This window comes from Rhizobium aethiopicum, assembly GCF_014197535.1.
GTDB lineage: Bacteria > Pseudomonadota > Alphaproteobacteria > Rhizobiales > Rhizobiaceae > Rhizobium > Rhizobium aethiopicum_A.
On sequence record NZ_JACIFV010000002.1, the window covers coordinates 115,012 to 140,678 of the forward strand.

25 protein-coding genes are annotated in these 25,667 nt (G+C 61.7%); 19 read left to right on the forward strand and 6 right to left on the reverse strand.

Annotated features, from left to right (window positions below; all coding sequences use genetic code 11):
• Window positions 1-12: 12 nt before the first annotated feature.
• The 19 genes from GGD53_RS03685 (at window position 13) to ureG (ending at window position 16,984) form a co-directional block, all read left to right on the forward strand.
• Window positions 13-1,917 carry an acid phosphatase gene (locus tag GGD53_RS03685; protein WP_184453690.1) on the forward strand — a complete coding sequence of 635 codons (1,905 nt, stop codon included), beginning with the start codon at window positions 13-15 and terminating at the stop codon, window positions 1,915-1,917.
• Between the two features lie 181 nt (window positions 1,918-2,098).
• The gene (urtA, locus tag GGD53_RS03690; RefSeq protein WP_184453692.1) at window positions 2,099-3,391 is read left to right on the forward strand and encodes an urea ABC transporter substrate-binding protein; all 1,293 of its coding nucleotides are present in this window, start codon (window positions 2,099-2,101) and stop codon (window positions 3,389-3,391) included.
• A gap of 111 nt (window positions 3,392-3,502) precedes the next feature.
• Window positions 3,503-5,128 (forward strand): urea ABC transporter permease subunit UrtB, encoded by a 1,626-nt coding sequence (gene urtB / locus GGD53_RS03695; protein WP_184453694.1) that lies wholly within the window; start codon window positions 3,503-3,505, stop codon window positions 5,126-5,128.
• Window positions 5,125-6,288: an urea ABC transporter permease subunit UrtC gene (urtC, locus tag GGD53_RS03700; RefSeq protein WP_184453696.1), complete on the forward strand. Its 1,164-nt coding sequence runs from the start codon at window positions 5,125-5,127 to the stop codon at window positions 6,286-6,288. The genes urtB and urtC overlap by 4 nt, the downstream gene beginning before the upstream one ends.
• A 5-nt stretch (window positions 6,289-6,293) precedes the next feature.
• A complete protein-coding gene (gene urtD, locus GGD53_RS03705) occupies window positions 6,294-7,049 on the forward strand; it encodes an urea ABC transporter ATP-binding protein UrtD (RefSeq protein ID WP_184454307.1) in 756 nt (251 codons plus the stop codon).
• A gap of 77 nt (window positions 7,050-7,126) precedes the next feature.
• On the forward strand, window positions 7,127-7,645 hold the full coding sequence (locus tag GGD53_RS03710; protein ID WP_184453698.1) for a hypothetical protein: 519 nt from the start codon (window positions 7,127-7,129) through the stop codon (window positions 7,643-7,645).
• A gap of 18 nt (window positions 7,646-7,663) precedes the next feature.
• Window positions 7,664-8,359 carry an urea ABC transporter ATP-binding subunit UrtE gene (gene urtE, locus GGD53_RS03715; protein WP_184453700.1) on the forward strand — a complete coding sequence of 232 codons (696 nt, stop codon included), beginning with the start codon at window positions 7,664-7,666 and terminating at the stop codon, window positions 8,357-8,359.
• Window positions 8,360-8,497: 138 nt separating this feature from the next.
• Window positions 8,498-9,319: an urease accessory protein UreD gene (locus GGD53_RS03720; RefSeq protein WP_184454309.1), complete on the forward strand. Its 822-nt coding sequence runs from the start codon at window positions 8,498-8,500 to the stop codon at window positions 9,317-9,319.
• 28 nt (window positions 9,320-9,347) lie between these two features.
• Window positions 9,348-9,650: an urease subunit gamma gene (locus GGD53_RS03725; protein ID WP_064695492.1), complete on the forward strand. Its 303-nt coding sequence runs from the start codon at window positions 9,348-9,350 to the stop codon at window positions 9,648-9,650.
• A gap of 9 nt (window positions 9,651-9,659) precedes the next feature.
• Window positions 9,660-9,911, forward strand: a complete 252-nt coding sequence (locus tag GGD53_RS03730) for a DUF1272 domain-containing protein (protein WP_184453702.1) — start codon at window positions 9,660-9,662, stop codon at window positions 9,909-9,911.
• A 10-nt stretch (window positions 9,912-9,921) separates the two neighbouring features.
• Window positions 9,922-10,227 (forward strand): urease subunit beta, encoded by a 306-nt coding sequence (locus tag GGD53_RS03735; protein WP_003542314.1) that lies wholly within the window; start codon window positions 9,922-9,924, stop codon window positions 10,225-10,227.
• Between the two features lie 17 nt (window positions 10,228-10,244).
• Window positions 10,245-10,652: a lysozyme inhibitor LprI family protein gene (locus GGD53_RS03740; protein WP_184453704.1), complete on the forward strand. Its 408-nt coding sequence runs from the start codon at window positions 10,245-10,247 to the stop codon at window positions 10,650-10,652.
• 1 nt (window position 10,653) lies between these two features.
• The gene (locus GGD53_RS03745) at window positions 10,654-11,292 is read left to right on the forward strand and encodes a Urease operon accessory protein (protein WP_184453706.1); all 639 of its coding nucleotides are present in this window, start codon (window positions 10,654-10,656) and stop codon (window positions 11,290-11,292) included.
• A gap of 3 nt (window positions 11,293-11,295) precedes the next feature.
• Window positions 11,296-13,008 (forward strand): urease subunit alpha, encoded by a 1,713-nt coding sequence (ureC, locus tag GGD53_RS03750; RefSeq protein WP_184453708.1) that lies wholly within the window; start codon window positions 11,296-11,298, stop codon window positions 13,006-13,008.
• A gap of 28 nt (window positions 13,009-13,036) precedes the next feature.
• Complete coding sequence (locus GGD53_RS03755) at window positions 13,037-13,708, forward strand: TIGR02117 family protein (protein ID WP_184453710.1); 672 nt, start codon at window positions 13,037-13,039, stop codon at window positions 13,706-13,708.
• A gap of 330 nt (window positions 13,709-14,038) precedes the next feature.
• On the forward strand, window positions 14,039-14,902 hold the full coding sequence (locus GGD53_RS03760) for a GGDEF domain-containing protein (protein ID WP_184453712.1): 864 nt from the start codon (window positions 14,039-14,041) through the stop codon (window positions 14,900-14,902).
• Between the two features lie 88 nt (window positions 14,903-14,990).
• A complete protein-coding gene (gene ureE, locus GGD53_RS03765; RefSeq protein ID WP_184453714.1) occupies window positions 14,991-15,605 on the forward strand; it encodes an urease accessory protein UreE in 615 nt (204 codons plus the stop codon).
• Between the two features lie 6 nt (window positions 15,606-15,611).
• Window positions 15,612-16,283 (forward strand): urease accessory protein UreF, encoded by a 672-nt coding sequence (locus tag GGD53_RS03770; protein ID WP_184453715.1) that lies wholly within the window; start codon window positions 15,612-15,614, stop codon window positions 16,281-16,283.
• 89 nt (window positions 16,284-16,372) lie between these two features.
• Window positions 16,373-16,984: an urease accessory protein UreG gene (ureG, locus tag GGD53_RS03775; RefSeq protein ID WP_184453717.1), complete on the forward strand. Its 612-nt coding sequence runs from the start codon at window positions 16,373-16,375 to the stop codon at window positions 16,982-16,984.
• A 112-nt stretch (window positions 16,985-17,096) separates the two neighbouring features.
• Here ureG and GGD53_RS03780 read toward each other — a convergent pair whose 3' ends face one another.
• The 6 genes from GGD53_RS03780 to GGD53_RS03805 form a co-directional block, all read right to left on the reverse strand.
• A complete protein-coding gene (locus GGD53_RS03780) occupies window positions 17,097-20,417 on the reverse strand; it encodes an efflux RND transporter permease subunit (RefSeq protein ID WP_184453719.1) in 3,321 nt (1,106 codons plus the stop codon).
• Between the two features lie 12 nt (window positions 20,418-20,429).
• Window positions 20,430-21,620, reverse strand: a complete 1,191-nt coding sequence (locus GGD53_RS03785; protein ID WP_184453721.1) for an efflux RND transporter periplasmic adaptor subunit — start codon at window positions 21,618-21,620, stop codon at window positions 20,430-20,432.
• A gap of 395 nt (window positions 21,621-22,015) precedes the next feature.
• On the reverse strand, window positions 22,016-22,987 hold the full coding sequence (locus GGD53_RS03790) for an ABC transporter substrate-binding protein (protein ID WP_184453723.1): 972 nt from the start codon (window positions 22,985-22,987) through the stop codon (window positions 22,016-22,018).
• Window positions 22,988-23,046: 59 nt separating this feature from the next.
• Window positions 23,047-24,174 carry an ABC transporter permease gene (locus tag GGD53_RS03795; RefSeq protein WP_184453725.1) on the reverse strand — a complete coding sequence of 376 codons (1,128 nt, stop codon included), beginning with the start codon at window positions 24,172-24,174 and terminating at the stop codon, window positions 23,047-23,049.
• Window positions 24,171-25,100 (reverse strand): ABC transporter permease, encoded by a 930-nt coding sequence (locus tag GGD53_RS03800; RefSeq protein WP_184453727.1) that lies wholly within the window; start codon window positions 25,098-25,100, stop codon window positions 24,171-24,173. The genes GGD53_RS03795 and GGD53_RS03800 overlap by 4 nt, the downstream gene beginning before the upstream one ends.
• Window positions 25,097-25,477, reverse strand: coding sequence for an endonuclease domain-containing protein (locus tag GGD53_RS03805; protein ID WP_184453729.1), 381 nt, complete (start codon window positions 25,475-25,477; stop codon window positions 25,097-25,099). The genes GGD53_RS03800 and GGD53_RS03805 overlap by 4 nt, the downstream gene beginning before the upstream one ends.
• Window positions 25,478-25,667 lie beyond the last annotated feature (190 nt).

Genomic DNA, 25,667 nt, shown 5'->3' on the forward strand with positions numbered 1-25,667 from the left:
CCGGGTATACTCATGTCTGTTTCAAAACTTTGCCGCCTGAGCACCGCTCTCGTCAGCCTTCTTTCGGTCGTGCCCTCGCTTGCCGCGGCAGAGCAAGCCACAAGCGCGAAAGCGCCCTATGCCGAGACCGGAAACACCAACAAGCGCGGTGACGCTTGCTTCTCGACCGCCGACACCAACGCCGCCGTCCATCTTCTCTCCGGCTTCTTAGAAGTATGGAGGCCGCGCACGCCCTTCGTCGATGCCGGCGTAGAAGCTCCGGCCAAGGACAATTGCCCTGCAGTCGCCAAGACAGATTGGGACGGCATCCCCTTCAGCAAGACCGACGGCCAGATCGTCAACAAGCTCGTTCATGATGCGAATATCGGCTATGTCATCAAGGCGACAAAGGCGCGTACTGCCGAACAGGCAGTCGCGGCCTATCTCGACGACCGGCGCGGCAAAAATGCCAGCATCGTCGATGGCCTCGGCCCGCTGACCGATGCCTGGAAGGCCGGTTCCAAGCAGACCACCACGATCACCGAAGTCGCGGCCGATGCGACGACGGTCAAATATGACGACAAGGGGAACAATCGCGGCGCCGGCAGCAAACCGGACGCGGAAAACAAGACCGACGCCAACCTGGACATGGGCCTCGCCATCGACTTCATCAATGCCGCAAGCGGCGATGGCTCGACGGAGCCCGCCAAGCGCTATTTCAAATATGGCCGTCCCTATCGCTGGAGCCCGGACGTCTCGGTCGTCCCGACGCTCGAGCCCGTCAAAAGCAGCAAGCCGGTCGAGGACGGTGGCTTCCCCAGCGGACATACGGCGGAAGCCTGGCGGGATGCGCTCGCCATGGCCTATCTGGTGCCGCAGCGATTCCAGGAAATGATCGCGCGCGCCAGCGAAATGGGTGAAGACCGCATCCTTGCCGGCATGCACTCTCCGCTCGACGTGATGGGCGGCCGCATGCTTGGCACCGCCACGGTCGTCTATAACCTGAACAAGTCCGACAATTCAGCGCTGAAGAGCGCTGCCTACGCCCAGGCGCAGTCATGGCTGATCGCCAAGTCGGGTGTTTCGGATGCGGGGGCGCTCGAAGTCGCCGCCCATGCGGCGCCGCTTTCGGCGGACCGTTTCGCCGATCATGATGCCAATCGCGCTTACATTCTGCAGCGCCTGAGCTATGGCCTGCCGACGATCCATGCGACCGATCAGCCGGCTCGCGTGCCGCAGGGCGCCGAAGCGCTTCTGGAAACCCGTCTGCCCTATCTCGATGGTGAACAGCGCCGCGAGGTGCTTGGCACAACGGAGATCGCTTCGGGCTATCCGCTTCTCGACGACGCGGAAGGCTACGGCCGCCTGAACCTGTTTGCCGCCGCCGATGGCTATGGCGCTTTTGACCAGGATGTGACGGTGACCATGGATGCGGCAAAGGGCGGCTTCAATGCGATCGATAGCTGGCGCAACGACATCGGCGGCAAGGGTAAGCTGGTGAAGCGCGGCAGCGGCATTCTCGGTCTTTCTGGCGCCAACAGCTATGCCGGCGGTACCGTGCTGGACGAGGGCGTGCTGGTGGCCGGCTCGCCTTCGGCCTTCGGCGCCGGCGGGCTGACGGTCAATGGCGGTTCGCTCATCGTGGCGGCCGACAAGCCCTTGGCCGTGGGCGGCGACTATCTGCAGCTCGCCAGTGCGACGGCGAAGCCGACTCTCGGCGCGAATGGCGCCGGCACGCTGGTCGTTGCAGGCAAGGCGACGCTTGCCGGCGATCTCGACGTGGCGCTCGCCCATGGCCTTGCCCCGGCGCCGGGAACGAAGATCGAAATCCTGAAGGCTGCCGCCATTACCGGCACCTTCGGCAATTTCACAATCTCCGGCCATAGGGCGACCCTGTCCTACGGCCCGACCTCGGTCACCTTGACGATGGACGACTAATATCGAACCGACAGGACATCCCCTTTGGTGGGGATGCCCGTGCTTTGCCGGCCTGCGCATTCGACCCCTGCGCCTACGTCATTTTGCGTATGTGTTTTTGCGCTGCAGCACCCGATAGTCCCCTCGGCAACAGTTAACTCCGTTTCCGGCCTGTTGCGGAACAAGAGAGGGGATCAACCATATGAATCTCAAATCCACGATTACAGGCGCCGCGCTCGGCGCCGTCATGGCAGCGTCGGCTGCCTTCAGCAGCGCGATTGCCGCCGACGATACGATCAAGGTCGGCGTGCTGCATTCGCTCTCGGGCACGATGGCGATTTCCGAAACCACGCTGAAAGACGCCATGCTGATGCTCATTGACGAGCAGAACAAGAAGGGCGGCCTTCTCGGCAAGAAGCTCGAAGCCGTCGTCGTCGATCCGGCGTCCGACTGGCCGCTATTTGCCGAAAAGGCGCGTGAGCTGATCGAAAAAGACAAGGTCGCCGCCGTCTTCGGCTGCTGGACCTCGTCCTCGCGCAAATCCGTCCTGCCGGTTTTCGAAGAACTCAATTCGCTGCTCTTCTATCCCGTGCAGTACGAAGGCGAAGAATCCTCGCGCAACATCTTCTACACCGGTGCGGCTCCGAACCAGCAGGCAATTCCGGCCGTCGACTACCTGATGGAAAAAGAAGGCGTCAAACGCTTCGTGCTCGAAGGTACCGACTACGTCTATCCGCGCACGACCAACAAGATTCTCGAGGCATACCTGATTTCGAAGGGTATTCCGAAAGAAGACATCATGACCAACTACACGCCGTTCGGCTTCTCCGACTGGCAGACCGAAGTTTCCAAGATCAAGGAATTCGGTTCCGCCGGCAAGAAGACGGCGGTCGTCTCGACGATCAACGGCGATGCCAACGTTCCGTTCTACAAGGAACTGGGCAACAAGGGCATCAAGGCAACCGACATCCCCGTCGTCGCCTTCTCGGTCGGCGAAGAAGAGCTTGCCGGTCTCGACACCAAGCCGCTCGTCGGCCATCTCGCTGCCTGGAACTACTTCGAATCCGTGGAAAGCCCTGCCAACAAGAAGTTCATCAAGGACTGGCACGCATTCACCAAGAACGACAAGCGCGTGACCAACGACCCGATGGAAGCTGCCTATATCGGCTTCAACGCCTGGGTTAAGGCCGTCCAGGCTGCCGGCACGACCGATACCGATAAGGTTCTCGACTCCATCATCGGCGTCAGCGTTCCGAACCTCTCCGGCGGCTATGCCACCGTCATGCCGAACCACCATATCACTAAGCCGGTGCTGATCGGTGAAATCCAGGCCGATGGCCAGTTCGAGATCGTCCAGCAGACGCCCGCTGTCGTTGGTGACGAATGGTCTGACTACCTGCCTGACTCAAAGGACCTGATCTCCGATTGGCGCAAGCCTCTCTCCTGCGGCAACTTCAACGTCGCGACCGGTAAGTGCGGCGGCAAGGGCTCCTGAGGAGATCCAACTGTTGACAGCCTAAAGACTTCCGTCCGGAGCTGATCCGGGCGGAAGCTCCGTCCTTACCGCTGCGCCGAAAGGCCGACGACACTCAAGGCGAGAGAGCCGATGTTTCGCGCCATCACGATTTTTCTTCTGACATTTTGCCTGATGCTTTCCGGCCTGACGTTTCCGGTGGCCAGCCTGCGCGCCGAGGGTGACGTGCATGCTCTCGTCGATGCGCTCGGCGTCGGCGGCTTTCCCGAGCGCGACGCGGCCATCCGGGCGCTTGCCGCTTCCGGGGATTCGCATGTCAGCCAGATCCTGCAGCAACTGAGCGGCGGCCAGCTCTACGTCAATTCGGAGGGCGGCCCCGTTCTCGTTCAGGGCGGCACGGAGGACGAGCCCACCTATTCCGACCCGATCACCGGCGAGGCGGTTGCCGATGTCGACCCCGACATGATGTCGAAGGTCAAGATCAACAATTCGCTGCGCACCACGATCACGACTGTGATGAGCCAGCTGACACTTTTGAGCCCGGATCGCTCCGCGCGGCTCGCAGCGGCCGAGGGCATGCTGAGGGATGCCGATCCCGCCAATCTCGAACTTCTGAATTCGGCTCTTTCAGCCGAGAAGGACGGGGAGATCAAAAGCACGATGGAAGCGGCGCGGGCTGTGATGGTGCTGAAGAGCGATGCCGGGAGCGAGGAGAAGCGGGCCGCCATTGACATGATCGCCGCCCGCGGCGGCCGCGATGCGCTGACGATCCTGACGACCGCGATGGCGAATGCCCCTGACGATCTGAAGCCCGCGATCCAGACGGAGATCAATTCAATCAACCGCGACCTGGCGCTCTGGGACGTCGTCCAGAACGTCTGGTACGGCCTGTCGCTCGGCTCGGTGCTGCTGCTGGCTGCAATCGGCCTTGCCATCACCTTCGGCGTCATGGGTGTCATCAACATGGCGCATGGCGAGATGGTGATGATCGGCGCCTATACGACCTATGTCGTGCAGGAAACAATCGCTTCGGCCTTCCCGTCACTCGCCGATTATTCGCTGGCTTTCGCGGTGCCGGCCGCCTTCGTCTTTACCGGCTTTGTCGGTCTCGTCATCGAACGTGCAGTGATCCGCTACCTCTACGGCCGGCCGCTGGAAACGCTGCTTGCCACCTGGGGCGTGTCGCTGATCCTGCAGCAGGCGATCCGCAGCTATTTCGGCCCGACTAACCGCGAGGTCCGCAATCCGAGCTGGATGTCCGGCGCCTTCGATTTCGGCGGGCTCGTCATCACCTGGAACCGACTCTGGATCATCGTCTTCTCGATGGTCGTTTTCCTGACGCTGTTGATGCTGCTCAAGCGCTCCGCCTTCGGCCTGCAGATGCGGGCGGTGACGCAGAACCGGCGCATGGCCTCGTCGATGGGCATTCGCACCGGCTGGGTCGATGCCTTCACCTTTGCGCTCGGCTCCGGCATCGCCGGCATGGCCGGTGTGGCGCTCTCGCAGATCGACAACGTCTCGCCGAACCTCGGCCAGAACTACATCATCGACAGTTTCATGGTCGTCGTCTTCGGCGGTGTCGGCAATCTCTGGGGCACGCTGGTCGGCGCGCTGTCGCTCGGCGTCGTCAACAAGTTCCTCGAGCCCTTCGCCGGCGCCGTGCTCGGCAAGATCCTGGTGCTCGTCCTCATCATTCTCTTCATCCAGAAGCGGCCGCGCGGGCTCTTCGCACTCAAAGGAAGGGCGGTGGAAGCATGATAACGGCCTTCCTTCTCCGGTCTCTCGATCGCAGGATCTCCATCGCCGTCGCCCTGTTGCTGGCGGTCGCCATTCTCGTGCCGGTGCTGAACCTTGCCACCGGCCCGACGCACCCGCTGCACATCCCGACCTATATCATGGCGCTGTTCGGCAAATACCTGACCTACGCTTTGCTGGCGCTGGCGCTCGATCTCGTCTGGGGTTTCTGCGGCATTCTCTCGCTCGGCCACGGCGCTTTCTTCGCGCTCGGCGGCTATGCGATGGGCATGTATCTGATGCGCCAGATCGGCTCGCGCGGCGTCTACGGCGATCCCATGCTGCCAGACTTCATGGTGTTCCTGAACTGGAAGGAACTGCCCTGGTTCTGGTACGGCTTCGACCAGTTCTGGTTCGCGGCGCTGATGGTGCTCGCCGTGCCCGGGCTGCTCGCCTTCGTCTTCGGTTGGTTTGCCTTCCGCTCGCGCGTCAACGGCGTTTACCTCTCGATCATCACCCAGGCGATGACATACGCGCTGCTGCTTGCCTTCTTCCGCAACGACATGGGCTTCGGCGGCAATAACGGCATGACCGATTTCAAGGATATCCTCGGCTTCAACATCCAGGCGGACGGCACGCGCGCCAGCCTCTTTGCCGCGACCGCGATCTTCCTGGCGCTGTCGCTGACGATCGCCTCGGCAATCGTGCGTTCGAAATTCGGCAAGGTGCTCGTCGGCGTGCGCGATGCCGAAAGCCGCACACGCTTCCTCGGCTACCGCGTCGAGCATTTCAAGCTCTTCACCTTCGTCGTGTCGGCGATGATGGCGGGCATTGCCGGCGCGCTCTATGTGCCGCAGGTCGGCATCATCAATCCCGGCGAATTCGCGCCCGCCAACTCCATCGAGGTCGTCATATGGACGGCGGTCGGCGGGCGGGGAACTCTGATTGGGCCGATCATCGGCGCGATGCTCGTCAACGGCGGCAAGACGATCTTTACCGGTCTCTTCCCGGAGTTCTGGCTCTTTGCGCTCGGCGGCCTCTTCGTCGCCGTGACGCTGCTCCTGCCGAAGGGCGTCGTCGGCACGATCTCGCACTATTTCGCCAAGCGGAAGACCGTCTCCGAGCCCGCGCCGCAACCGGCGAAGGAAGACGGGATCGAGCCGAAAATCCAGGCAGCGGAGTGAGCACCATGATTCCCGACGTCAAACCCACCAGCGTGCTCTATCTCAGCGGCGTCTCCGTTTCCTTCGACGGCTTCAAGGCGCTGAATTCGCTCTCGATCGTCATCGAGCCGGGCGAGCTTCGCGCCATCATCGGCCCGAACGGCGCTGGCAAGACGACGATGATGGATATCATCACCGGCAAGACCAGGCCTGACGAGGGAGAGGTGTTCTTTAACGGCACTGTTGATCTCACCAAGAAGGATGAGGCCGACATTGCTCAGCTCGGCATCGGCCGCAAGTTCCAGAAGCCGACGGTCTTCGAAAGCCACACGGTCTGGGACAATCTGGAATTGGCGCTGAACCGCCGCCGCCGGGTGTTTTCGACGCTGTTCTACCGGCTTTCGGGCGAAGACAGGACGCGCATCGAGGAAGTCCTCGAAACGGTGCGGCTGACCCACCGGCGCGACGAGCTGGCCGCCAATCTCTCGCACGGGCAGAAGCAGTGGCTGGAGATCGGCATGCTGCTCGCGCAAGAACCGAAGCTGCTGCTGGTCGACGAGCCCGTTGCCGGCATGACGGATGCGGAGACGGCGGAAACGGCGATCCTGCTCAAGGACATCGCCAGGACCCGTTCGGTCGTCGTCGTCGAACACGATATGGGCTTCATCCGCGACCTCGGCGTCAAGGTGACCTGCCTCGCGGAAGGTTCGGTGCTTGCGGAAGGATCGATCGATTTCGTGAGTTCGGATCCGAAGGTGATCGAGAACTATTTGGGGCGGTGATCAATGCAACTTCCAGGCTTGAACCTGACAAAAGAACAAGCTCTAAAAACGAGTGGGTATTCTTGTGGGGTTTCAGCATGGCTTTTCTCGGCATTCTGGTCGCGGCGGTCAGCGGCGCGGTCATCTGGTATTGGCGTTTCAAAATGATACGTGAGGCTGGAAACGAGATCATCGATTCCGTCGAGCGTATGCGGGGCGCTTATAGGCGCGGAAAGCGCCGCAGGCAGGCTGAGGCAGCGCCGCTGGCGTCCATCGCCGACCCGGCGATTGCGGCGGTGGCTTTCTTCTTCTGCCTTGCCAAGGAAAAGCCGATGTATGTCGACGCGGCGAAGGATGTCGTCCGCAGCCATATGACGGGCATCATCCGGCCAGGCGACATGGAAGAGGTGCTGGTGTTCGGCGAATGGGCGTCCAAGAACGTCACCAGTCCCGAAGATCCGATCCGCCGGTTTCGAGACCTCTGGATGAAGGCGCTCGACATGCAGGAGCGCCAGCAGCTGATCGGTATTGCCGAGGACGTAGCTGCGGTCGGTGGCGGGAGAACGAAAGAACAGGACTATGCCCTGCAGACGCTGAGGCGCAGCCTGATGAACTGATGGGGAATGGGTGAACGGATGCTGACAGTCGAGAACGCAAATCTGCATTATGGCGCGGCGCAGGCGCTGCGCGGCATCTCCATCAAGGCGGAGATGGCCAAGATCACCTGCGTCCTGGGCCGCAACGGCGTCGGCAAGAGCTCGCTGCTGCGCGCCGTCACCGGCCAGCATCCGCTGTCGGCCGGCACCGTCACCTTCAACGATACGAAGCTGAACGGCCTGCCGCCCTTTGCCCGCGCTAAGCAGGGCATCGGCTACGTGCCGCAGGGGCGCGAAATCTTTCCGCTGCTCACCGTGAAGGAAAATCTCGAAACCGGCTTTGCCCCGCTTAGCCGCCGCGACCGCAATATTCCCGACGATATCTTCAGTCTCTTTCCGGTGCTGAAGTCGATGCTGTCGCGTCGGGGCGGCGATCTTTCCGGCGGACAGCAGCAGCAGTTGGCGATTGGACGCGCGATGGTGACGCGGCCGAAGATCCTCGTGCTCGACGAGCCGACCGAGGGCATCCAGCCGTCGATCATCAAGGATATCGGCCGGGCGATCCGCTACCTCCGCGATTCCACCGGCATGGCGATCCTGCTCGTCGAACAATATCTGGATTTCTGCCGGGAGCTTGCCGATTACGTCTACATCATGGATCGCGGCGAGATCGTGCATGAAGGACTGGCGGAGACGCTGGACACGCCGGAAGCCCGCCGTCATCTGACCGTCTGACGGGCAGATGCCGTATTTTGCGGCAGTTGGAGCGGCGCTTCGCCGATCTGCTGCACCTTTCGGGCGGCATAGGAATTGCTTGCTTTCCGTTATCCGCGCGATGGAATGAAAAGCGGTAGCGCGACCGAAAGGGACGATATGACGATTGCGGCGGCCAGCACCAGACCGCAAAGAGCGGAGGGACGCGGGCATCTGGCGGCGAGGCTGCTCGATGGCCGCACGCGCATTCGCGAGCTCTATCAGGAGGGCGCGGCGAAGATCCGCCTGCCAGATACGTTCGATGTGTCGATGGAAGCCGTGATCATCAACACCGCGGGCGGGCTGACCGGCGGGGACCGGATGGATTGGAGCGTCGTTGCCGGCGCCGGCACGAAGATCGACGTCACTACCCAGGCCTGCGAGAAGATCTACAAGGCATCGACAGGCACCGCCGAGGTGACGACCCGTATTAAGGTCGGCGCGCGAGCACGCGTCGACTGGCTGCCGCAGGAGACGATCCTCTTCGACCGGGCTTCGCTTTTCCGCCGGCTCGATGTCGATCTCGACGAGAACGCCGAATTCCTGGCCGTCGAGGCCGTGCTGCTCGGCCGCAAGGCGATGGGCGAGGCGGTGGAGACCGGGCTCTTTCGTGACCGCTGGCGTATCCGCCGTCCGGGCCGGTTGATCCATGCCGAGGAACTGAAACTTTCCGAAGGTATTTCGGCGCTGGCTGCACGTCAGGCCGTGCTCGGCGGGCAGGTCGCCTTCGCGACCTTGCTTTACACCGGGCCGCTGGCGGAGGCCTATCTCGGCAAAGTGCGGCCGCTCGTCGAAGGGCTGATGGGTGGTGCCAGCGCCTGGAACGACAAGCTCGTCGTGCGTCTTGCAGCAGCCGACGGCTTCTCGCTCAGAAAAATCCTGATCCCGGTCATTTCTACCTTGCGCAATGGTGCGCCTGTGCCGAAAGTCTGGAATCTATGAATTTAAGCACGAAGCAGATGGGTACGTAATGAACCTCACTCCGAGAGAAAAAGACAAGCTGCTGATATCGATGGCGGCGATGGTGGCGCGGCGGCGGCTGGAGCGCGGCGTCAAGCTGAACTATCCCGAGGCGATAGCACTGATCAGCGATTTCGTCGTCGAAGGCGCCCGTGATGGCCGCCCCGTCGCCGAGCTGATGGAGGCCGGCGCCCATGTGATTGGCCGCGACCAGGTGATGGAAGGCGTTGCCGAGATGATCCACGACGTGCAGGTGGAGGCGACGTTCCCGGATGGAACCAAACTCGTCACCGTCCACGAACCGATCCGGTGAGGAAAGAGCATGCTCAAGCTCAGGCCCAATTGCGAATGCTGCGACAAGGACCTGCCGCCTGATAGCGCGGAGGCGCGGATCTGCACCTATGAATGCACCTTCTGCGCCGATTGCGTCGACGGCGTGTTGAAGGGTGCCTGCCCGAACTGCGGCGGCAATCTCGTTGCCAGGCCTATCCGGCCGGCCGCCATGCTTGCCAAAAATCCTGCTTCGACAAAACGTGTGCTGAAGGCCGAGGGCTGCGCGCCCAAGGCGGCTTAAGGAGAACCCTATGATTCCGGGCGAGATCATTGCCGCAAGCGGCGACATCGAACTCAATGCCGGCGCGCCGACGGTGACGCTGGAGGTTTCCAATACCGGCGACCGGCCGGTGCAGGTCGGCAGTCACTACCACTTCGCCGAAACCAATGCCGGGCTTTCCTTCGACCGCGCCGCGGCGCATGGCAAGCGGCTCGATATTCCGGCGGGAACGGCAGTGCGCTTCGAGCCAGGGCAGACGCGCTCGGTGACGCTGATCCCACTTTCCGGCAAGCGCGAGGTCTATGGCTTCCGCCAGCTGGTGATGGGCAAGCTTTAGAAGAACGGGAGAGGTGAATGCGTCTGAATATTTGCCTCATCGGGGCGGCGATGCTGTTTGTGGCCGGCGGTGCGTCCGCGCAGGATGTCGATTGCAAAAATCCGCAGACGCAATCGGACATGACCTCCTGCGAAGAGGCGCGCCATGAGGCGGCCGACAAGGCGCTGAACGAGCAATACAAGAAGACGAGGGCCGCCATGGTGGCGATCGACAAGGATCTGGATGGCGACATGAAGGGCGCGGAAAAGGCGCTGGTCAAGGCGCAGCGCGCCTGGATCGATTATCGCGACGCCGAATGCGACGCCTTCGGCTTTCAGGCCCGTGGCGGCACGATGGAGCCGATGCTGGTTGCCGGATGCCTGGCCGAAGAGACGGATAAACGCACGAAAGAGCTGAAACAGCTCGAAGATACGATGAGCAATTAAGGTGATCAAAAAGATCGTAATCGTCGGCAATGGCGAGGTCGGGGAAGGACAGGCAGGCATCATCGATGCCGCCGATTTCGTGATCCGCTTCAACGATTGCCGCTCCTACGGCGCCGGCGGCAGCCGCACGGATGCCGTTGCGGTCTGCAATACCGGCCGGCCGGCAAAGGCAATGCTCGGCTCGCCTGAGTGGCGCGCTCATCCCGGCATCATCGCGGCGCGCGAAATCTGGAGCGCGCGCGACCCGGAAAAATTCGCCGCGATGCGGGCGCCGCTTGCCGTCTCGCATCCGGAGCTCGACGATTTCTGCGACGACTATACGGAGGCGTTCGGCGCCTTCTGTGCGGAGACCGGCAAGAGGCATGTCGTCATCGGCAAGGCGGTCCACGAGGCCGTCGACGCCTCGCTTTCGGCCTTTGCGCCGGCGCCCTACGTGGTGCCGAGCAGCGGCATGATCGTCATTGTCGAGGTGCTGAACAAATATGCCGAGGCCGAGGTAATGTTGGCCGGCTTTGGTCACGCCGGCTGGGAATGGCACCCGTTTGCTGCCGAACGGCATCTTGTCGATAGCTATATTACCGCCAGCCGCCTCACGCGGCTCGGCGAAAAAACACTTGTCTCTTCCTCCCACGGAGCCTGATGAATGCCCTACAAGATCTCCCGCGCCGCTTATGCCGGCATGTTCGGACCGACCATCGGCGACAAGGTGCGCCTTGCCGATACCGAGCTCTTCATCGAGATCGAAAAGGATTTCACCACCTATGGCGAGGAGGTGAAGTTCGGCGGCGGCAAGGTGATCCGCGACGGCATGGGCCAGAGCCAGGTGACGCGGGCGGACGGCGCGGTCGATACCGTCATCACCAACGCGGTAATCGTCGATCATTCCGGCATCTACAAGGCCGATATCGGGCTGAAGAGCGGACGCATCGTCGCGATCGGCAAGGCGGGCAATCCTGACATGCAGCCGGGCGTCAATATTATTGTCGGCCCGGGCACGGAGGCGATCGCCGCCGAAGGCAAGATCGTTACTGCGGGCGGCATGGACAGCCATATCCACTTCATCGCGCCGCAGCAGATCGAGGAAGCGCTGATGTCTGGCATGACCTGCATGCTCGGCGGCGGCACAGGGCCGGCGCATGGCACGCTTGCCACCACCTGCACGCCCGGCCCCTGGCATCTCGCCCGCATGATCGAGGCGGCGGACGCCTTCCCGATGAACCTGGCCTTCGCCGGCAAGGGCAATGCCTCGCTGCCGGGAGCATTGACCGAAATGGTGCTGGCCGGCGCCACCTCGCTGAAGCTGCACGAGGATTGGGGCACGACGCCCGGCGCCATCGACTGCTGCCTGTCGGTCGCTGACGAGTATGACGTGCAGGTGATGATCCACACCGATACGCTGAACGAAAGCGGCTTCGTCGAGGATACGATCGGCGCCATCAAGGGCCGCACCATCCATGCCTTCCACACGGAAGGGGCGGGCGGCGGCCATGCGCCCGATATCATCAAGATCTGCGGCCAGCCGAACGTTATCCCGTCGTCCACCAATCCGACGCGGCCCTATACGGTCAACACCATCGCCGAGCATCTGGACATGCTGATGGTCTGCCATCACCTGTCGCCGTCGATCCCCGAGGATATCGCCTTTGCCGAAAGCCGGATCCGCAAGGAGACGATCGCGGCCGAAGACATTCTGCACGATATCGGCGCCTTCTCGATCATCTCCTCCGACAGCCAGGCCATGGGCCGCGTCGGCGAGGTGGCGATCCGCACCTGGCAGACGGCCGACAAGATGAAGCGCCAGCGCGGCCGGCTGAAGGAGGAAAAGGGCGATAACGACAATTTCCGCGTCCGCCGCTATATCGCCAAATACACGATCAATCCGGCGATCGCCCACGGTCTCAGCCATGAGATCGGCTCGGTCGAGGTCGGCAAGCGCGCCGACCTCGTGCTCTGGAACCCGGCCTTCTTCGGCGTGAAGCCCGACATGGTGCTGCTCGGCGGCTCGATTGCCGCCGCCCCGATGGGCGATCCGAACGCCTCGATCCCGACGCCGCAGCCGGTGCATTATCGGCCGATGTTCGCCTCCTATGGCAAGAGCCTCACCAATTCCTCCGTCACCTTCGTCAGCCAGGCTTCGCTCGATGCCGGGCTGAAAGGCAGGCTCGGGGTCGCAAAGGAACTCGTGGCGGTGAAGAATACGCGCGGCGGCATTTCCAAGGCATCGATGATCCACAATGACCTGACGCCGGAGATCGAGGTCGATCCGGAGACCTATGAAGTCAGGGCGAATGGCGAATTGCTGACCTGCGAACCGGCGACGGTGCTGCCGATGGCGCAGCGCTATTTCCTGTTTTAGGCCAGCATCCGTGCGTGCGGGGCGGCTGATGAGGATGGGCATCCGCTGGCTGTTGCAGGCCCTATTCCTGCTTCTGATTCTGGCAGCGGGCGGGACCTTCATTCCCCGGCCGCTGATTGCTCCGGTCAAGGCGTCGTCCGCGATGCCACCCCACCAGGTGCTTCTGCTGTCGGGACCGATCCATACCGATATTGCCATTCCGCTCGATGAGGAGACGCGGGCGGCCTTTTCCTTCCTCGATGATCCCGATTTTCCGCTCGGCCATCCGAATGCGGAATGGCTCGTGGTCGGCTGGGGCGGCCGCGCCTTCTATCTGGAAGCACCGACCTGGGCTGAGCTGAAGCCGCTGCCGGTGCTACGGGCGCTGACGATCGACCGTTCGGTGCTGCATGTTGATCTCGCCGGCCATATTGCCGAGCCGCAGCCTGATGTTACCGCATTCGATATTGGTGATGATGAATTGACGCGGCTGCGCCAATTCATTGCGGACAGCTTCGTCCGCAATGCGGGCGAGATCGCGCCGATCCCGGATGCGGGTTACAGGGAGATCGATCGGTTTTTCCAAGCCAAGGGATACTTCAACGCCCTCTTCGGCTGCAACACCTGGACTGCCGCTGCGCTCCGTTCGGCGGGGCTTCGGACAGGCTTATGGAACCCGCTTCCACAATCATTGCGATTGTCTGTTGGTGTCTACAATTGACGCATTCGCCGGGCCGTCCGCGCTTAAACGAAATTGTGAACGGAACTCTCCGTTCGGTTGTAGAAATCAGTGGGAGAACCTGCGTTTTCTCCGATTAGACCATTCTGGAACAGCCCGGCGGTAGGGCCCGGGAAAGCTATTATATATCAATCCATTAGGTGCTTGCATGCCTTGTTCTATTCAGGGATTGGAGACTTGCAGCCCATGCTAGAAAAAATCTCTCCAGAGAATCGTCTGAAATCGTTCAAATTTTAGCGAGTCGATTAAGACACCCGCAGCAATTGGGCTCTTATCAATGCCTTGAAACGCCGGGCAGGAAGGTCGATTCTCATGAGAAACTGGATGTCGCTGCAGGCCGATTTTGGCGATTTTCACTATCGCAGGCATGTCTACGTCTTTGCGTTGAAGATGAGCTTTCTTGCCGTCATTTTCTCCGGCGTCATCACTGCGCTGACGATACCGCCACTCGGTTTTCTCGGGCTGCTGCCGGTGACCCTTTCGCACGCGATCGGTTTCGGCGCCATTTTTTCCTGGCTTGTCGGCGGCACGGTTTCCGGAATGCTGTCGCTGGCCACAGGCTTCACCATGCATGAGCTGACGCTATCGCGGGCGAAGTTCGAAAAGCTCAGCCGCACGGATACCCTCTCCGGCCTGTTGAACCGGCGCGCCTTCACCGAGGCGCTGGATCGGATCGAAGGCGACGCCTCGCTCGTCATTTTCGACGTCGACCGTTTCAAGGCGATCAACGATCGCTTCGGCCATGCCTGCGGCGATGCGGTTATCACGGCGGTCTCGGCGGTGCTGATCACCGCCTTCGACGAATCGTCCGTCGTTGCGCGCCTCGGTGGCGAGGAATTCGGCGTCATCGTCTCCGGCGAACCGCTGGAGAAACGCTTGGAGCGGATCCAGGCCGTGCAGGCCGATATCGCTGGCAGGCCGCTCGTGGCAGATGGAAACCATATTGCCATCACCATTTCCGGCGGCGTGGCAGATCTCATTCCTGGGCGCAACAAACAGCAGGTCTACGCCTCGGCCGACCGGGCGCTTTATCTCGCCAAGGCGCTCGGACGCAATCGCGTCGTGCACGAGCGGGAGGGGCTGCATCATGCCTGGCATGGACTTGCCGAGGCTGGTCCCGACGCCGAGGGCAGGGGGCTGGGCAGCGACAACGTGATGCAGGCGTGCGGAATATAAAAGCCGGTCTTCCAAACGAAAGGCCATTGGTGCTTGCATCGGGAAAGGCTATTTTGCATGGTCGTCGTCTTAACAAAACGGACATATCATGCAGCGCGTCACCTCCTATCTTCCTGCCGGAACCCCTTCCTCCCACCCGACCGCCCAGGTCAAGCTGCCGCATGATCTGCGCCATCTGCGCCGCAAGCTGCTGCATCTGGAAAATGGCGAGATGGTCATGCTCGATCTCAAGGATCCGGTGCTTTTTGCTGATGGCGACCTTCTCGTGCGTGAGGATGGGGAACTGATCGAGATCCTCGCGGCCGACGAGAAGCTCTTTGAAATTCGCGGACGCAACCGCACGCATCTGGTCGAGCTTGCCTGGCATCTCGGCAACCGTCATCTGGCCGCACAGATCGAGGAAGACCGCATCGTCATTCTCCGCGACCATGTTATCCGCTCCATGCTGCAAGGGCTCGGCGCCACCGTCATCGACATCGAGGAGCCCTTCCAGCCGGCGCGGGGAGCCTATCATTCGCACGGCGGACATTCACATGATCACGGGCATGCCCATCATGACCACGGGCACGATCATAACGATGGTCATGACCACAAACATGATCACGGCCATGACCACGTGCATGGACCGGGATGTAATCATGACCATGACCACGGGCGGGATCACGATCACGACCACGGGCATCACGGCCACAAGCACGACTGAGGCTCGATGACCGAGGATTCTGAGCTGCAGGCATTGCTGCGCCTGACGGCATGGCTCTCGCCGGCCTTTCCGATCGGCGGTTTTGCCTATTCTGGCGGTCTGGAGCGTGCGGTGGCTGACGGGCTCGTCACCGATGCCGCCTCGCTTGCTGTCTGGATCGGCACGCTGATCGGCCATGGCTCGGTCTGGAACGATGCCGTGCTTCTGGCTGAGAGCCATAGGTGCCATTCGGAACCAGCGCGCCTTGCCGAGGTCGCCGCACTTGCCGAGGCGCTTGCCGGATCGCGCGAGCGCCATCAGGAAACCACGCTGCTCGGTGAGGCCTTCCTCGCGGCGGCGCGGGCCTGGCCGGACGAGGTTTTCGAAAAGCTGCCTGACAGGGCCGCCTATCCCATCGCAATCGGAGCGGTTGCGGGCGCCCATCGCATAGGGCCCGAGAAGGTGCTCGCGGTCTTCCTGCATGCCTATGCCTCGCAAGCGATCTCAGCAGGCATCCGCCTTGGCGTCGCCGGGCAGGCGAGTGGCGTTGCCATGCTTGCCGCTCTTGAAGAGCATATTGCGGAGGTCGCGCGGCGGGCGGCAGGCTCGACGCTCGACGATCTCGGTTCGGCGACGGTTCAGGCCGATATAGCCAGCCTGCGTCACGAAACTCAAACTACGAGGCTTTTCCGCTCGTAGCGGACCAAATTATCCGTGCGACTGCGTCATTTGACGGTGGCGCACGCCGATGGCGTGGCTATCATCGGGATCCTATTGGAGTGAAACACATGAAATCAAGAAACGGACCTTTGCGCGTCGGCATCGGCGGGCCGGTCGGCTCGGGCAAGACGGCGCTGACCGAAAAGCTCTGCAAGGCGATGCGTGACGACTATTCCGTCGCCGTCGTCACCAACGACATCTACACGACCGAGGATGCGGAGGCGCTGGTGCGCATGCAGGCATTGCCTTCGGACCGCATCGTCGGCGTCGAGACCGGTGGCTGCCCGCACACCGCGATCCGCGAGGATGCGACGATCAATCTGCAGGCGATCGCCGGCCTCAACGAGCGGATTCCCGACCTCGACGTCGTCTTCATCGAATCCGGCGGAGACAATCTGGCGGCAACCTTTTCGCCGGATCTCGCCGATATCACTATCTATGTCATCTCCGTCTGCCAGGGCGAGGAAATCCCGCGCAAGGGCGGGCCCGGCATCACCCGCTCCGACCTGCTCGTCATCAACAAGAAGGATCTGGCTCCCTATGTCGGCGCCGATCTGGAGGTGATGGACCGGGATGCGACGCGCATGCGCGCCTCACGCCCCTTCGTCTTCTCCGACATGAAGCGCGGCGACGGCGTCAGCTCGATCGTTAGTTTCTTGAGAGAGCAGGGCGGGCTTTGACGCCAACTCCAGAAGGTTGAGGTTCGCTGGCCGCAGCGAGAACGGCAAAATGAAACGGGCCGGGAGATTGCTCCCGGCCCGTACCGTTTTCCACGCTCTGCTTATTCTGCGCTTATTCCGCCGCAAACGGCGGCAGGCGGAGCACGTTAGTGTCGTTGGCGCCCTTGCGCTTGCTTTCCGGTTTTTCGATCGCCGTGATGCGCCCCTCCAGCGCTTCGATGTCGCTGCGGTTCTCGCGAGTGACGCGGGTGAGATCTTCGCGTGATAGCGGCAGGTCTTCCTGATCCTTCCTGCCGACCAGGCGGCCGAATATCCAGCCGAGCAGGCGGGAGAGATCGTCCATGATCAGGAAGAAGGAAGGTACGACGACGAGCGAAAGCACCGTCGAGACGATGATGCCGCCGATCACCGCGATCGCCATCGGCGCGCGGAACGAGCCGCCTTCGCCGACGCCGAGCGCCGAGGGCAGCATGCCTGCCGACATGGCAATCGAGGTCATGATGATCGGCCGGGCGCGTTTGCGGCCGGCTTCGACCATGGCTTCGACCCGCGTCATGCCCTGATGGCGCATCTCGATCGCGAAATCGACGAGCAGGATGGCATTCTTGGTGACGATACCCATCAGCATCAGAATGCCGATCATCACGGGCATCGACAACGGATTGCTGGTGATGATCAGGGCTGCGGCGACGCCGCCGATGGCGAGCGGCAGCGAGAACAGGATGGTGAAGGGCTGGATCACGTCCTTGAAGAGCAGGATCAGCACCGTCAGCACCAGCAGCAGGCCCATCAACATGGCATTGACGAAGCTCTGCTGCATCTCGGTCTGCACCTTGGTATCGCCACTTTCGGCAAGATGCACCGCCGCCGGGATCTTGGCCTCGTTGACGATCTCCCGGAAACGGGCCGAGGCCGTATCGAGGGCCACGCCCTGCGGCAGGTCGGACCCGATCGAGACGACGCGGTAGCGGTTGTTGCGCTTGATCGAGCTTACGCCTTCGGAATAGTCGATATTGGCGACGCTCGAAAGCGGAACGGTGCCGCCGCTGGCGGTCTGGATCTTCAGCGCCCGGATCGCCGCGAGATCGCGCCGCATGTCGAGCGCCGCCTGTACGCGGATCGGGATCTGGCGATCGTCGAGCGAGATTTTGGCGAGAGCCGCGTCGACATCCCCGATGGTGGCGACGCGGATCGTCTCGGAGATCTGCTGCGGTGTGATGCCCAGGCGGGCGGCCTCGTCCTTGCGCGGGTAGACCTGCAGCTCCGGACGGGGCAGGGCGCCGTCGGCGCTGACATTGGCGAGCAGCGGATCGGCGCGGAGCTTCGATTCCAGAATGCCGACGGCTTCGTTCAGGTCCTTCTCGTTCTTGGAGAGGAAGTTGAAGGAGAGGTCACGTTCGCCGCGGTCGTTCAGCTTCAGGATATGGACGTCCGGAATGTCGCGCAGCTTGGCGAAGACTTCCTTTTCGATATCCCATTGCGGGCGTTCGCGGCCCTGGACTTCTACCTTCGGCAACATCGGCCCAATGGCTGGAATGCGGCCGAATACATCGTTGACCACCTTCTTGACCAGCGACTGGTCGAGCTTGTGAAGCGCCAGTGTGATGGTCGCACGGCGCAGTTCGAGATCACCCTTCGGCGACGCGCCGCCGAGAACGAAGACGCTTTCGACGCCATTGATGTCCTTGACCCTGTCATAGATCGCCTTCGTCGTCTTCTCAGTGTCGTCGAGCCGCGCATTGGGCGGCAGTTCGACGGACAGAACGATGCGCGAGGCATCTTCCGGCGGCAGGAAGCTGCCCGGAACCTTCATCAGCAGGAAAACGGAACCCACGAGGAAGCCAACCGCCGCTAGCAGGGTCAGATATCGCGAATACTTGTGCCCGGTCGTACCGCGGATCAGGCGCGTATAACCCTTCATCAGCAGACCGTCATTGTCATGATGGTCTTCCATGCCGTCTTCGGCGCGCATGAGATAGGCGGCCATCATCGGGGTGATGAGGCGCGCCACCATCAGCGAGAAGAAGACGGAGAAGGCGACGGTCAGGCCGAACTGGATGAAGTACTGGCCCGGAATGCCCGGCATGAAGGAAACCGGCACGAAAACCGCGATGATGGTGAAGGTGGTGGCGATGACCGCGAGGCCGATTTCATCCGCCGCCTCGATCGCCGCCCGATAGGGCGTCTTGCCCATCTTGATATGGCGGGCGATGTTCTCGATTTCCACGATCGCGTCGTCGACCAGGATACCTGTCGCGAGCGTCAGGGCGAGGAAGCTGACGAGGTTCAGCGAGAAGCCCATCATGTCCATGACCCAGAAGGTCGGGATCGCAGAGAGCGGCAGCGCGATGGCCGAAATCAGCGTCGCCCGCCAGTTTCGGAGGAACAGCAGAACGACGATGACGGCGAGCAGGGCGCCTTCGAGCAATGTATGAATGGCGGCTTCGTAATTGCCGTAGGTGAAATAGACCGAATCGTCGATCATCTCGATCTTTACGTTCGGATTTTCGCTTCGCACCTTGTCGAGGCTCTGCGCGACCGTCTCGGCGACGCTGACCTCGCTGGCGCCCTTCGAGCGGAAGACGCCGAAGGTGACGACGGGTGTGTCGTTGAAGCGCGAAAAGGATTTCGGCTCCTCATAAGTGTCCTTGATGACGCCGAGATCGGACAGCTTGACGAAGCGTCCGCTCGGCAGCGCAATCGTCGTGTCTGCAAGTTCGGCGACGTTGCGGGCGTCGCCAAGAACGCGGATTGCCTGTTCACTGCCCGCCACCTGGCCGCGACCGGAGCCGAGATCGACATTGGTGCCGCGCAGCTGATCGTTCACGCTTGCAGCCGTGATGCCGTAAGCATCGAGTTTGCCGGGCGTGAGTTCGATGCGCACTTCGCGCTCCGCGCCGCCGTAACGATCGACGCGGCCGATGCCGGCCTGGCCCTGCAGGGCGCGCTTGATCGTGTCGTCGACGAACCAGGACAGTTCTTCGAGCGACATGTCGGGTGACGACACGGCGAAGGTCTGGATCGCCTGACCCTCGACATCGACCTTGGTGACGATTGGTGCTTCGGCCGTCGCCGGCAGATCGCTGCGGATGCGGTCGATCGCGTCCTTGACGTCCTGTACGGCCTGTTCCGTCGGCACTTCCATCCGGAACATGACGTTGGTCTGCGAGCTGCCGTCGGTTACCGTCGACTGGATTTCGTCGATACCGGTGATCGAGGCGATCGCGTCTTCGATTTCCTTCGTCACCTGCATTTCGAGTTCGGCCGGAGAAGCGCCGCTTTGCGTGACGCTGATCGAGACGAGCGGTACGTCGATGTTCGGGAAGCGCGTGATCGGCAGTGTGTTGAAGGACTGAATGCCGATGAAGATCAGCAGGCAGAAGGCCAGCAGCGGCGCGATGGGGTTTCGGATGGACCAGGCTGAAAAATTCATCGGATGGTCTCTTTAGTTGGAAGCCGAAGGCTGTTCACGCACCGGCGTGATGTGGTCGCCGTCGCGGACATAAGCGCCCGCCTTGGCGACGACCTCGTCGCCGCTCTTCAATCCATTGACGACCTCGACATAGGCGCCGTCCTGGATTCCGGTCTCGATCTTGGCAAATTTCACTACGCCATCTTCGACCTTGCGGGCGGAGGCACCTTCATTGCCGGTGAGCACCGCAGTCAGGGGAAGCGATACGCCCTCGGTTTCGCGGACGATGATCTCGGCGCTGCCATACATGCCGGAACGCGCCTTGCTGTCATCGTCGATGGAGATATGGACGAGGCCGAGGCGGGTCACGGAATCGACGGTGGGTGAAACCAGGCGCACGGCACCGGAAAGCTTTTCGCGGCTGCCGGAAAGGAAAATCGTCGCCTTCTGGCCGGCCATGATCCTGACGATATCGCTTTCGGCGACTTCGGCGACAAGCTCGATATCGCCGTCGCGGATGATGGTGAACAGCGGATCGCCGTTGCCGGCGGCGATCGCGCCGACCTTGGCGTTCTTTGCAGAAACTACGCCGGCAACTGGCGTCTTTACGTCGGTGCGGGCGAGCTTGAGATCGGCGTCGGCGATCTGGCTGTCGAAGACCTTCAGATCGGCTTCGGCGACCTCGATCGCCTGTTCGGCGGAGACGACGCGGGCATTGGCGGCAGCGGCGGTTGCATCAGCCTGCTCGACCTGGGCGGTGGAAACCGTCCCCTTCTTGACCATTTCCTGGGCGCGGGCCTGCTGCTGTCTTGCCTGTTCGGCATTGGCCTGCGCCTCGATGAGCTGAGCGCGCAACTGGGCGAGACTGGCCTCGCCCTTGGCCTTCGTCGCCATCATCTGGCTCTTCTCCAAGACCAGCGCATCGTCGTTAAGCGTCGCCAGGGTGCTTTCGGCCTGAACCTTGTCGCCGATATCGGCTTTCAGCGTGCGGATCGAAAGGCCTTCGACCTGCGGCTGGATATAGACTTCCTCGACGGGCTTGACCGTTCCGGTGCCGATGACACGGTCGACAAGAGTGCGATTCACAGCTGTGGTGACGACGATCGCCGGCAGGTTCTGCTGTGGCTTTGCGACCGGCGCCTCCTGCGAAAATGCGGTGGATGCAGCCAGCGCCGCTGCAAAAAGGGTGGATGCGCCTAAAATTCCAGTCGGCTTGCGTGCCATGCGTTTTCGTCCAATCTCGTCATAAGGTTAGCCGAATTCGCGCGTCTGCCATTGAGCTCGCGACCAGGCCACTGCCTTTCCTGCATTCTCAGGGGTATCCACACATCATTTGCCGTCTTCATCCCTCGCCGGCAAATCGGCTTCTAGTTGGTATCGATTTGCTCGATATGCAAGCCCGGCAGAAAACAATTCCCCATGAACCGATAATAATTACCATCAGAACCTGAATCAATCATCGTAGGATTATGCGAACATGACGATGATTGATCTTGCTTCTCCCCTAATGACGTTTGACGTCCGATAAATGCGACAGCTGCAAGGTATTTTTTTAGTGCGGGGAAAAACGGAACGCGCGGGAAATAGTCCCCGCGCGTTTGCCTCAAATGTAGCCGTCCTTACTTGGACGCGGCGTCGGTGATCTCGTGCGTCCAGGCGCCCGATGGCTCCTTGCTGATGATCTTCTGATCGAGCAGCGCCTTTGCCGTGCGGGCATAGAGCGACTCGTCCAGCTTGCCGGAGCCGTCGCCGACCAGCTTGGCAACTTCGCCCATCATCCGCTTCTGGTGGTTTTCGTCCTGGCCGCCATTGTCCACGACGATCTCTGCCGCCTCATCCGGGTTCTCGGTCGCATATTTCCACCCCTTCATCGAGGCGCGGACGAACTTGACCATCTTCTCCTTGAAGGCCGGGTCCTTCAGCTTGTCTTCCATGGCGTAGAGGCCGTCCTCGAGAAGGTCGTTGCCCATTTGCGTATAATTGAAGACCGTCAGTTCCTCCGGCTTGAAGCCGGCATCGATCGCCTGCCAGTATTCGTTGTAGGTCATGACGGAGATGCAGTCGGCCTGCTTCTGGACGAGCGGCTGCACGTCGAAGCTCTGCTTCAGCACGGTGACGCCGTTCGGACCGCCTTCGGTGGAGAGGCCCAGCTTGTTCATCCAGGCGAAGAACGGATATTCGTTGCCGAAGAACCAGACACCGAGCGTGTGGCCCTTGAAATCGGCCTCGGTTTTAACAGGACCGTCCTTACGGCAGATCATTTCCAGGCCGGACTTCTGATAGGGCTGGGCGATGTTGATCAGCGGAACGCCCTTTTCGCGGGCAACCAAGGCGCCGCCCATCCAGTCGACGATGACATCGGCGCCGCCGCCGGCGATTACCTGCTCAGGCGCGATATCGGGGCCGCCCGGCTTGATGTCGACGTCGAGACCTTCTTCCTTGTAGAAACCCTTCTCCTTGGCGACGTAATAACCGGCGAACTGGCTCTGCGTGACCCATTTCAGCTGCAGCACCACCTTGTCGGCGGCCATCGCATGAGCAGCGGCCAGCGTCATGGCGCTTGCCATCATTGCAACCATCAACTTTTTCATTTTCTTGTCCTTACCCTCTGAAGTTATGCCCAGACCCCATTTGCGAAGCCTGCGCGCGCCTAGCCACCACGGATAGACGGATGCCAGAATGTCACCGCCCGTTCGGTCAGGGCGATGATGCCATAGAAGATCGAGCCGGCCAGCGCCGCGATGGCGATTTCCGCCCAGACCATGTCGACATTCATGCGACCGATCTCGGTCGAGATGCGGAAGCCCATGCCGACGATCGGCGTCCCGAAGAATTCCGCAACGATGGCACCAATCAGCGCCAGCGTCGAGTTGATCTTCAGTGCGTTGAAAATGAAGGGCATGGCCGCCGGAAGCTTGAGCTTGAACAGCGTCTGCCAGTCGCTTGAGGCATAGGTGCGCATCAGGTCGCGCTCCATGCCGCCGGAGGCGGAAAGGCCTGCGACGGTGTTCACCAGCATTGGGAAGAAGGTCATGATGATGACGACGGCGGCTTTCGACGGCCAGTCGAAGCCGAACCACATGACCATGACGGGAGCGATGCCGATGATCGGCAGGGCTGACACCATGTTGCCGATCGGCAGGAGGCCGCGGCGCAGGAAGGCGATGCGGTCGGCCAGCACCGCGACGGCGAAGCCGCTCAGACAGCCGACGATATAACCGATCAGCACTGCCTTGAAGATCGTCTGCCTGACGTCGTCGCCGAGGATGGGCAGAGAGACCATGATGCGGGAGCCGATGGCGCTCGGCGGCGGCAGCAGGATGAACGGAATGCCGGCGCCGCGCGTGATCGCCTCCCAGAGGATGAGAATCCAGGCGCCGAAAATCGCCGGAATCAGCAATTCGAGCAGCGATGCACCGAAAGCGGCGGCAGGCTTCACTTTCGAAAGTTCGGTGACGCATCGCCAGGCGAGCAGCCAGGCGGCGAAGAGCAGCAGGAAGTAGGCTCGGGTTGCCGTGCCCTCGTTGCCGGAAAGGGCGGCAAGCAGCAGCCAGGCGGCGCCATGCGCGCCGATGAACAGCACGGTGGCGCGATAGGCTGGCGATTGCGGCGCAAAGGACAGGAGAGCAGCCGCGGCGATGACGATGAAGATAAGGCTCGCGGTGCCATCGGTTAGCGGACGCGCTGCGCCGTCGGCCAGAAGGGGTAGGGTTGCCAGCGCCGCGACGCAGAAAAGAAGAGCGGCCGCGCCTTGCCAGGAGAAGGTCAGACGTCTCATGCCGGTCTCCCGCCCATGGCGCGGTCGACGATCTTGCCCGCAACGCCGACAATCGCGACCAGGACGCCTGCAAGCAGCGAGCCGGCGACAAGCGCCGCCCAAATATCGATCGTCTGGCTGTAATAGGAGCCGGCGAGAAGCTTCGAACCAATGCCGGCAACCGCGCCCGTCGGCAATTCGCCGACGATGGCGCCGACGAGGCTTGCGGCGATCGCGACCTTCATCGAGGTGAAAAGGAAGGGGATCGAGGCAGGAACGCGCAATTTCCAAAAGGTCTGCATCGGACTGGCATTATAGGTGCGCATGAGGTCGAGATAGAGGATTTCGGGTGACCGCAGCCCCTTCACCATGCCGACGGCGACGGGAAAGAAGGAGAGGTAGGTGGAGATCAGCGCCTTGGAGACGAGGCGGGAGGCGTCGGAATCGAGATTCAGCAGATGCGCCAGCGCATTGTCGCCGGTCAGCACGTTGTAGGAGATGATGACGATCATCGGCGCGATGGCGAGGATCGGTATCGTCTGGCTTGCCACTAGCCAGGGCATCAGCGAGCGGTCCATGGCGCGGTTATGCACGATCAGCACGGCGAGAAGAATGCCGAGCAGCATGCCGAAACCGAAGCCGAGCAGGGTGGAAGAGAGTGTTACCCAGCTGTGATAGACGAGGCTGCGGCTGCTCGAAAGGCTGCGCAGGAAGGTGTTCTCGTAGACATTCTGCGCCACCTGATGCGGCGCCGGCAGGATCGGCTTCGGCTGCGCCAGCGTCTTGCCGATGAATTCCATCGTGGTCGGCGTGACGCCGGCGCGGCTGTCCATGTCACGTTGGAACGGCGCATTCATGAGAATGGCGGCGACATACCAGATGGCGATGAGGGCGAGCAGGATGGTGGTGACGGGGACGATCTTGTCCTTGAATGTGTCTGACTTCATGCGGCACGCTCCTTCAAGAATGGAGCGGCATGTTTCTCGATGGTGATGAATACGTAGTCAGGTCCATCAAGCACTTGGGCATTGTCGAAGCGGAGCACTTTGAAACCTTGGTCGCGCAGGAATGCATTTCGGGCTAGATCGTGGCGCCGGCCAGCGGCGGTCTCGTGACTGTCGCCATCAACCTCGACGATGATGCGTGCCGACAGCCAAGCGAAATCAGCGATATAGGGACCGATCGGCGTTTCTCGTCGGAACCTGCCACCGCAGGGTCTGAAATCGCGAAGCATGTCCCACATGACTGCCTCTGCCTTTGTCAGTTCGCGGCGGAGGCGTTTTGCCGTTTCGCGGGTTTTAGGGGTGATGTTGGAATGTGGCATCTAAACCCCTCCCATGCCGTTTGAGGCAAAAACCCCTCCCCAACCCCTCCCCACAAGGGGGAGGGGCAAGCCTACGGCCCGCGTTGTCTTCCATAGCAAGATCACAGCTTGTTGTAGCGTTGCGTCAGAAGACGAGGGATTGCTGCGAGCGCCAAAGCCCCTCCCCCTTGTGGGGAGGGGTTGGGGAGGG

What these genes read in the sequence shown, in the direction of transcription:
- GGD53_RS03685 (WP_184453690.1), top strand. Translation starts at nt 13, where the DNA reads ATGTCTGTTTCAAAACTTTGCCGCCTGAGCACCGCTCTCGTCAGCCTT.
- urtA (WP_184453692.1), top strand. Translation starts at nt 2,099, where the DNA reads ATGAATCTCAAATCCACGATTACAGGCGCCGCGCTCGGCGCCGTCATG.
- urtB (WP_184453694.1), top strand. Translation starts at nt 3,503, where the DNA reads ATGTTTCGCGCCATCACGATTTTTCTTCTGACATTTTGCCTGATGCTT.
- urtC (WP_184453696.1), top strand. Translation starts at nt 5,125, where the DNA reads ATGATAACGGCCTTCCTTCTCCGGTCTCTCGATCGCAGGATCTCCATC.
- urtD (WP_184454307.1), top strand. Translation starts at nt 6,294, where the DNA reads ATGATTCCCGACGTCAAACCCACCAGCGTGCTCTATCTCAGCGGCGTC.
- GGD53_RS03710 (WP_184453698.1), top strand. Translation starts at nt 7,127, where the DNA reads ATGGCTTTTCTCGGCATTCTGGTCGCGGCGGTCAGCGGCGCGGTCATC.
- urtE (WP_184453700.1), top strand. Translation starts at nt 7,664, where the DNA reads ATGCTGACAGTCGAGAACGCAAATCTGCATTATGGCGCGGCGCAGGCG.
- GGD53_RS03720 (WP_184454309.1), top strand. Translation starts at nt 8,498, where the DNA reads ATGACGATTGCGGCGGCCAGCACCAGACCGCAAAGAGCGGAGGGACGC.
- GGD53_RS03725 (WP_064695492.1), top strand. Translation starts at nt 9,348, where the DNA reads ATGAACCTCACTCCGAGAGAAAAAGACAAGCTGCTGATATCGATGGCG.
- GGD53_RS03730 (WP_184453702.1), top strand. Translation starts at nt 9,660, where the DNA reads ATGCTCAAGCTCAGGCCCAATTGCGAATGCTGCGACAAGGACCTGCCG.
- GGD53_RS03735 (WP_003542314.1), top strand. Translation starts at nt 9,922, where the DNA reads ATGATTCCGGGCGAGATCATTGCCGCAAGCGGCGACATCGAACTCAAT.
- GGD53_RS03740 (WP_184453704.1), top strand. Translation starts at nt 10,245, where the DNA reads ATGCGTCTGAATATTTGCCTCATCGGGGCGGCGATGCTGTTTGTGGCC.
- ureC (WP_184453708.1), top strand. Translation starts at nt 11,296, where the DNA reads ATGCCCTACAAGATCTCCCGCGCCGCTTATGCCGGCATGTTCGGACCG.
- GGD53_RS03755 (WP_184453710.1), top strand. Translation starts at nt 13,037, where the DNA reads ATGAGGATGGGCATCCGCTGGCTGTTGCAGGCCCTATTCCTGCTTCTG.
- GGD53_RS03760 (WP_184453712.1), top strand. Translation starts at nt 14,039, where the DNA reads ATGAGAAACTGGATGTCGCTGCAGGCCGATTTTGGCGATTTTCACTAT.
- ureE (WP_184453714.1), top strand. Translation starts at nt 14,991, where the DNA reads ATGCAGCGCGTCACCTCCTATCTTCCTGCCGGAACCCCTTCCTCCCAC.
- GGD53_RS03770 (WP_184453715.1), top strand. Translation starts at nt 15,612, where the DNA reads ATGACCGAGGATTCTGAGCTGCAGGCATTGCTGCGCCTGACGGCATGG.
- ureG (WP_184453717.1), top strand. Translation starts at nt 16,373, where the DNA reads ATGAAATCAAGAAACGGACCTTTGCGCGTCGGCATCGGCGGGCCGGTC.
- GGD53_RS03780 (WP_184453719.1), bottom strand. Translation starts at nt 20,417, where the DNA reads ATGAATTTTTCAGCCTGGTCCATCCGAAACCCCATCGCGCCGCTGCTG.
- GGD53_RS03785 (WP_184453721.1), bottom strand. Translation starts at nt 21,620, where the DNA reads ATGGCACGCAAGCCGACTGGAATTTTAGGCGCATCCACCCTTTTTGCA.
- GGD53_RS03790 (WP_184453723.1), bottom strand. Translation starts at nt 22,987, where the DNA reads ATGAAAAAGTTGATGGTTGCAATGATGGCAAGCGCCATGACGCTGGCC.
- GGD53_RS03795 (WP_184453725.1), bottom strand. Translation starts at nt 24,174, where the DNA reads ATGAGACGTCTGACCTTCTCCTGGCAAGGCGCGGCCGCTCTTCTTTTC.
- GGD53_RS03800 (WP_184453727.1), bottom strand. Translation starts at nt 25,100, where the DNA reads ATGAAGTCAGACACATTCAAGGACAAGATCGTCCCCGTCACCACCATC.
- GGD53_RS03805 (WP_184453729.1), bottom strand. Translation starts at nt 25,477, where the DNA reads ATGCCACATTCCAACATCACCCCTAAAACCCGCGAAACGGCAAAACGC.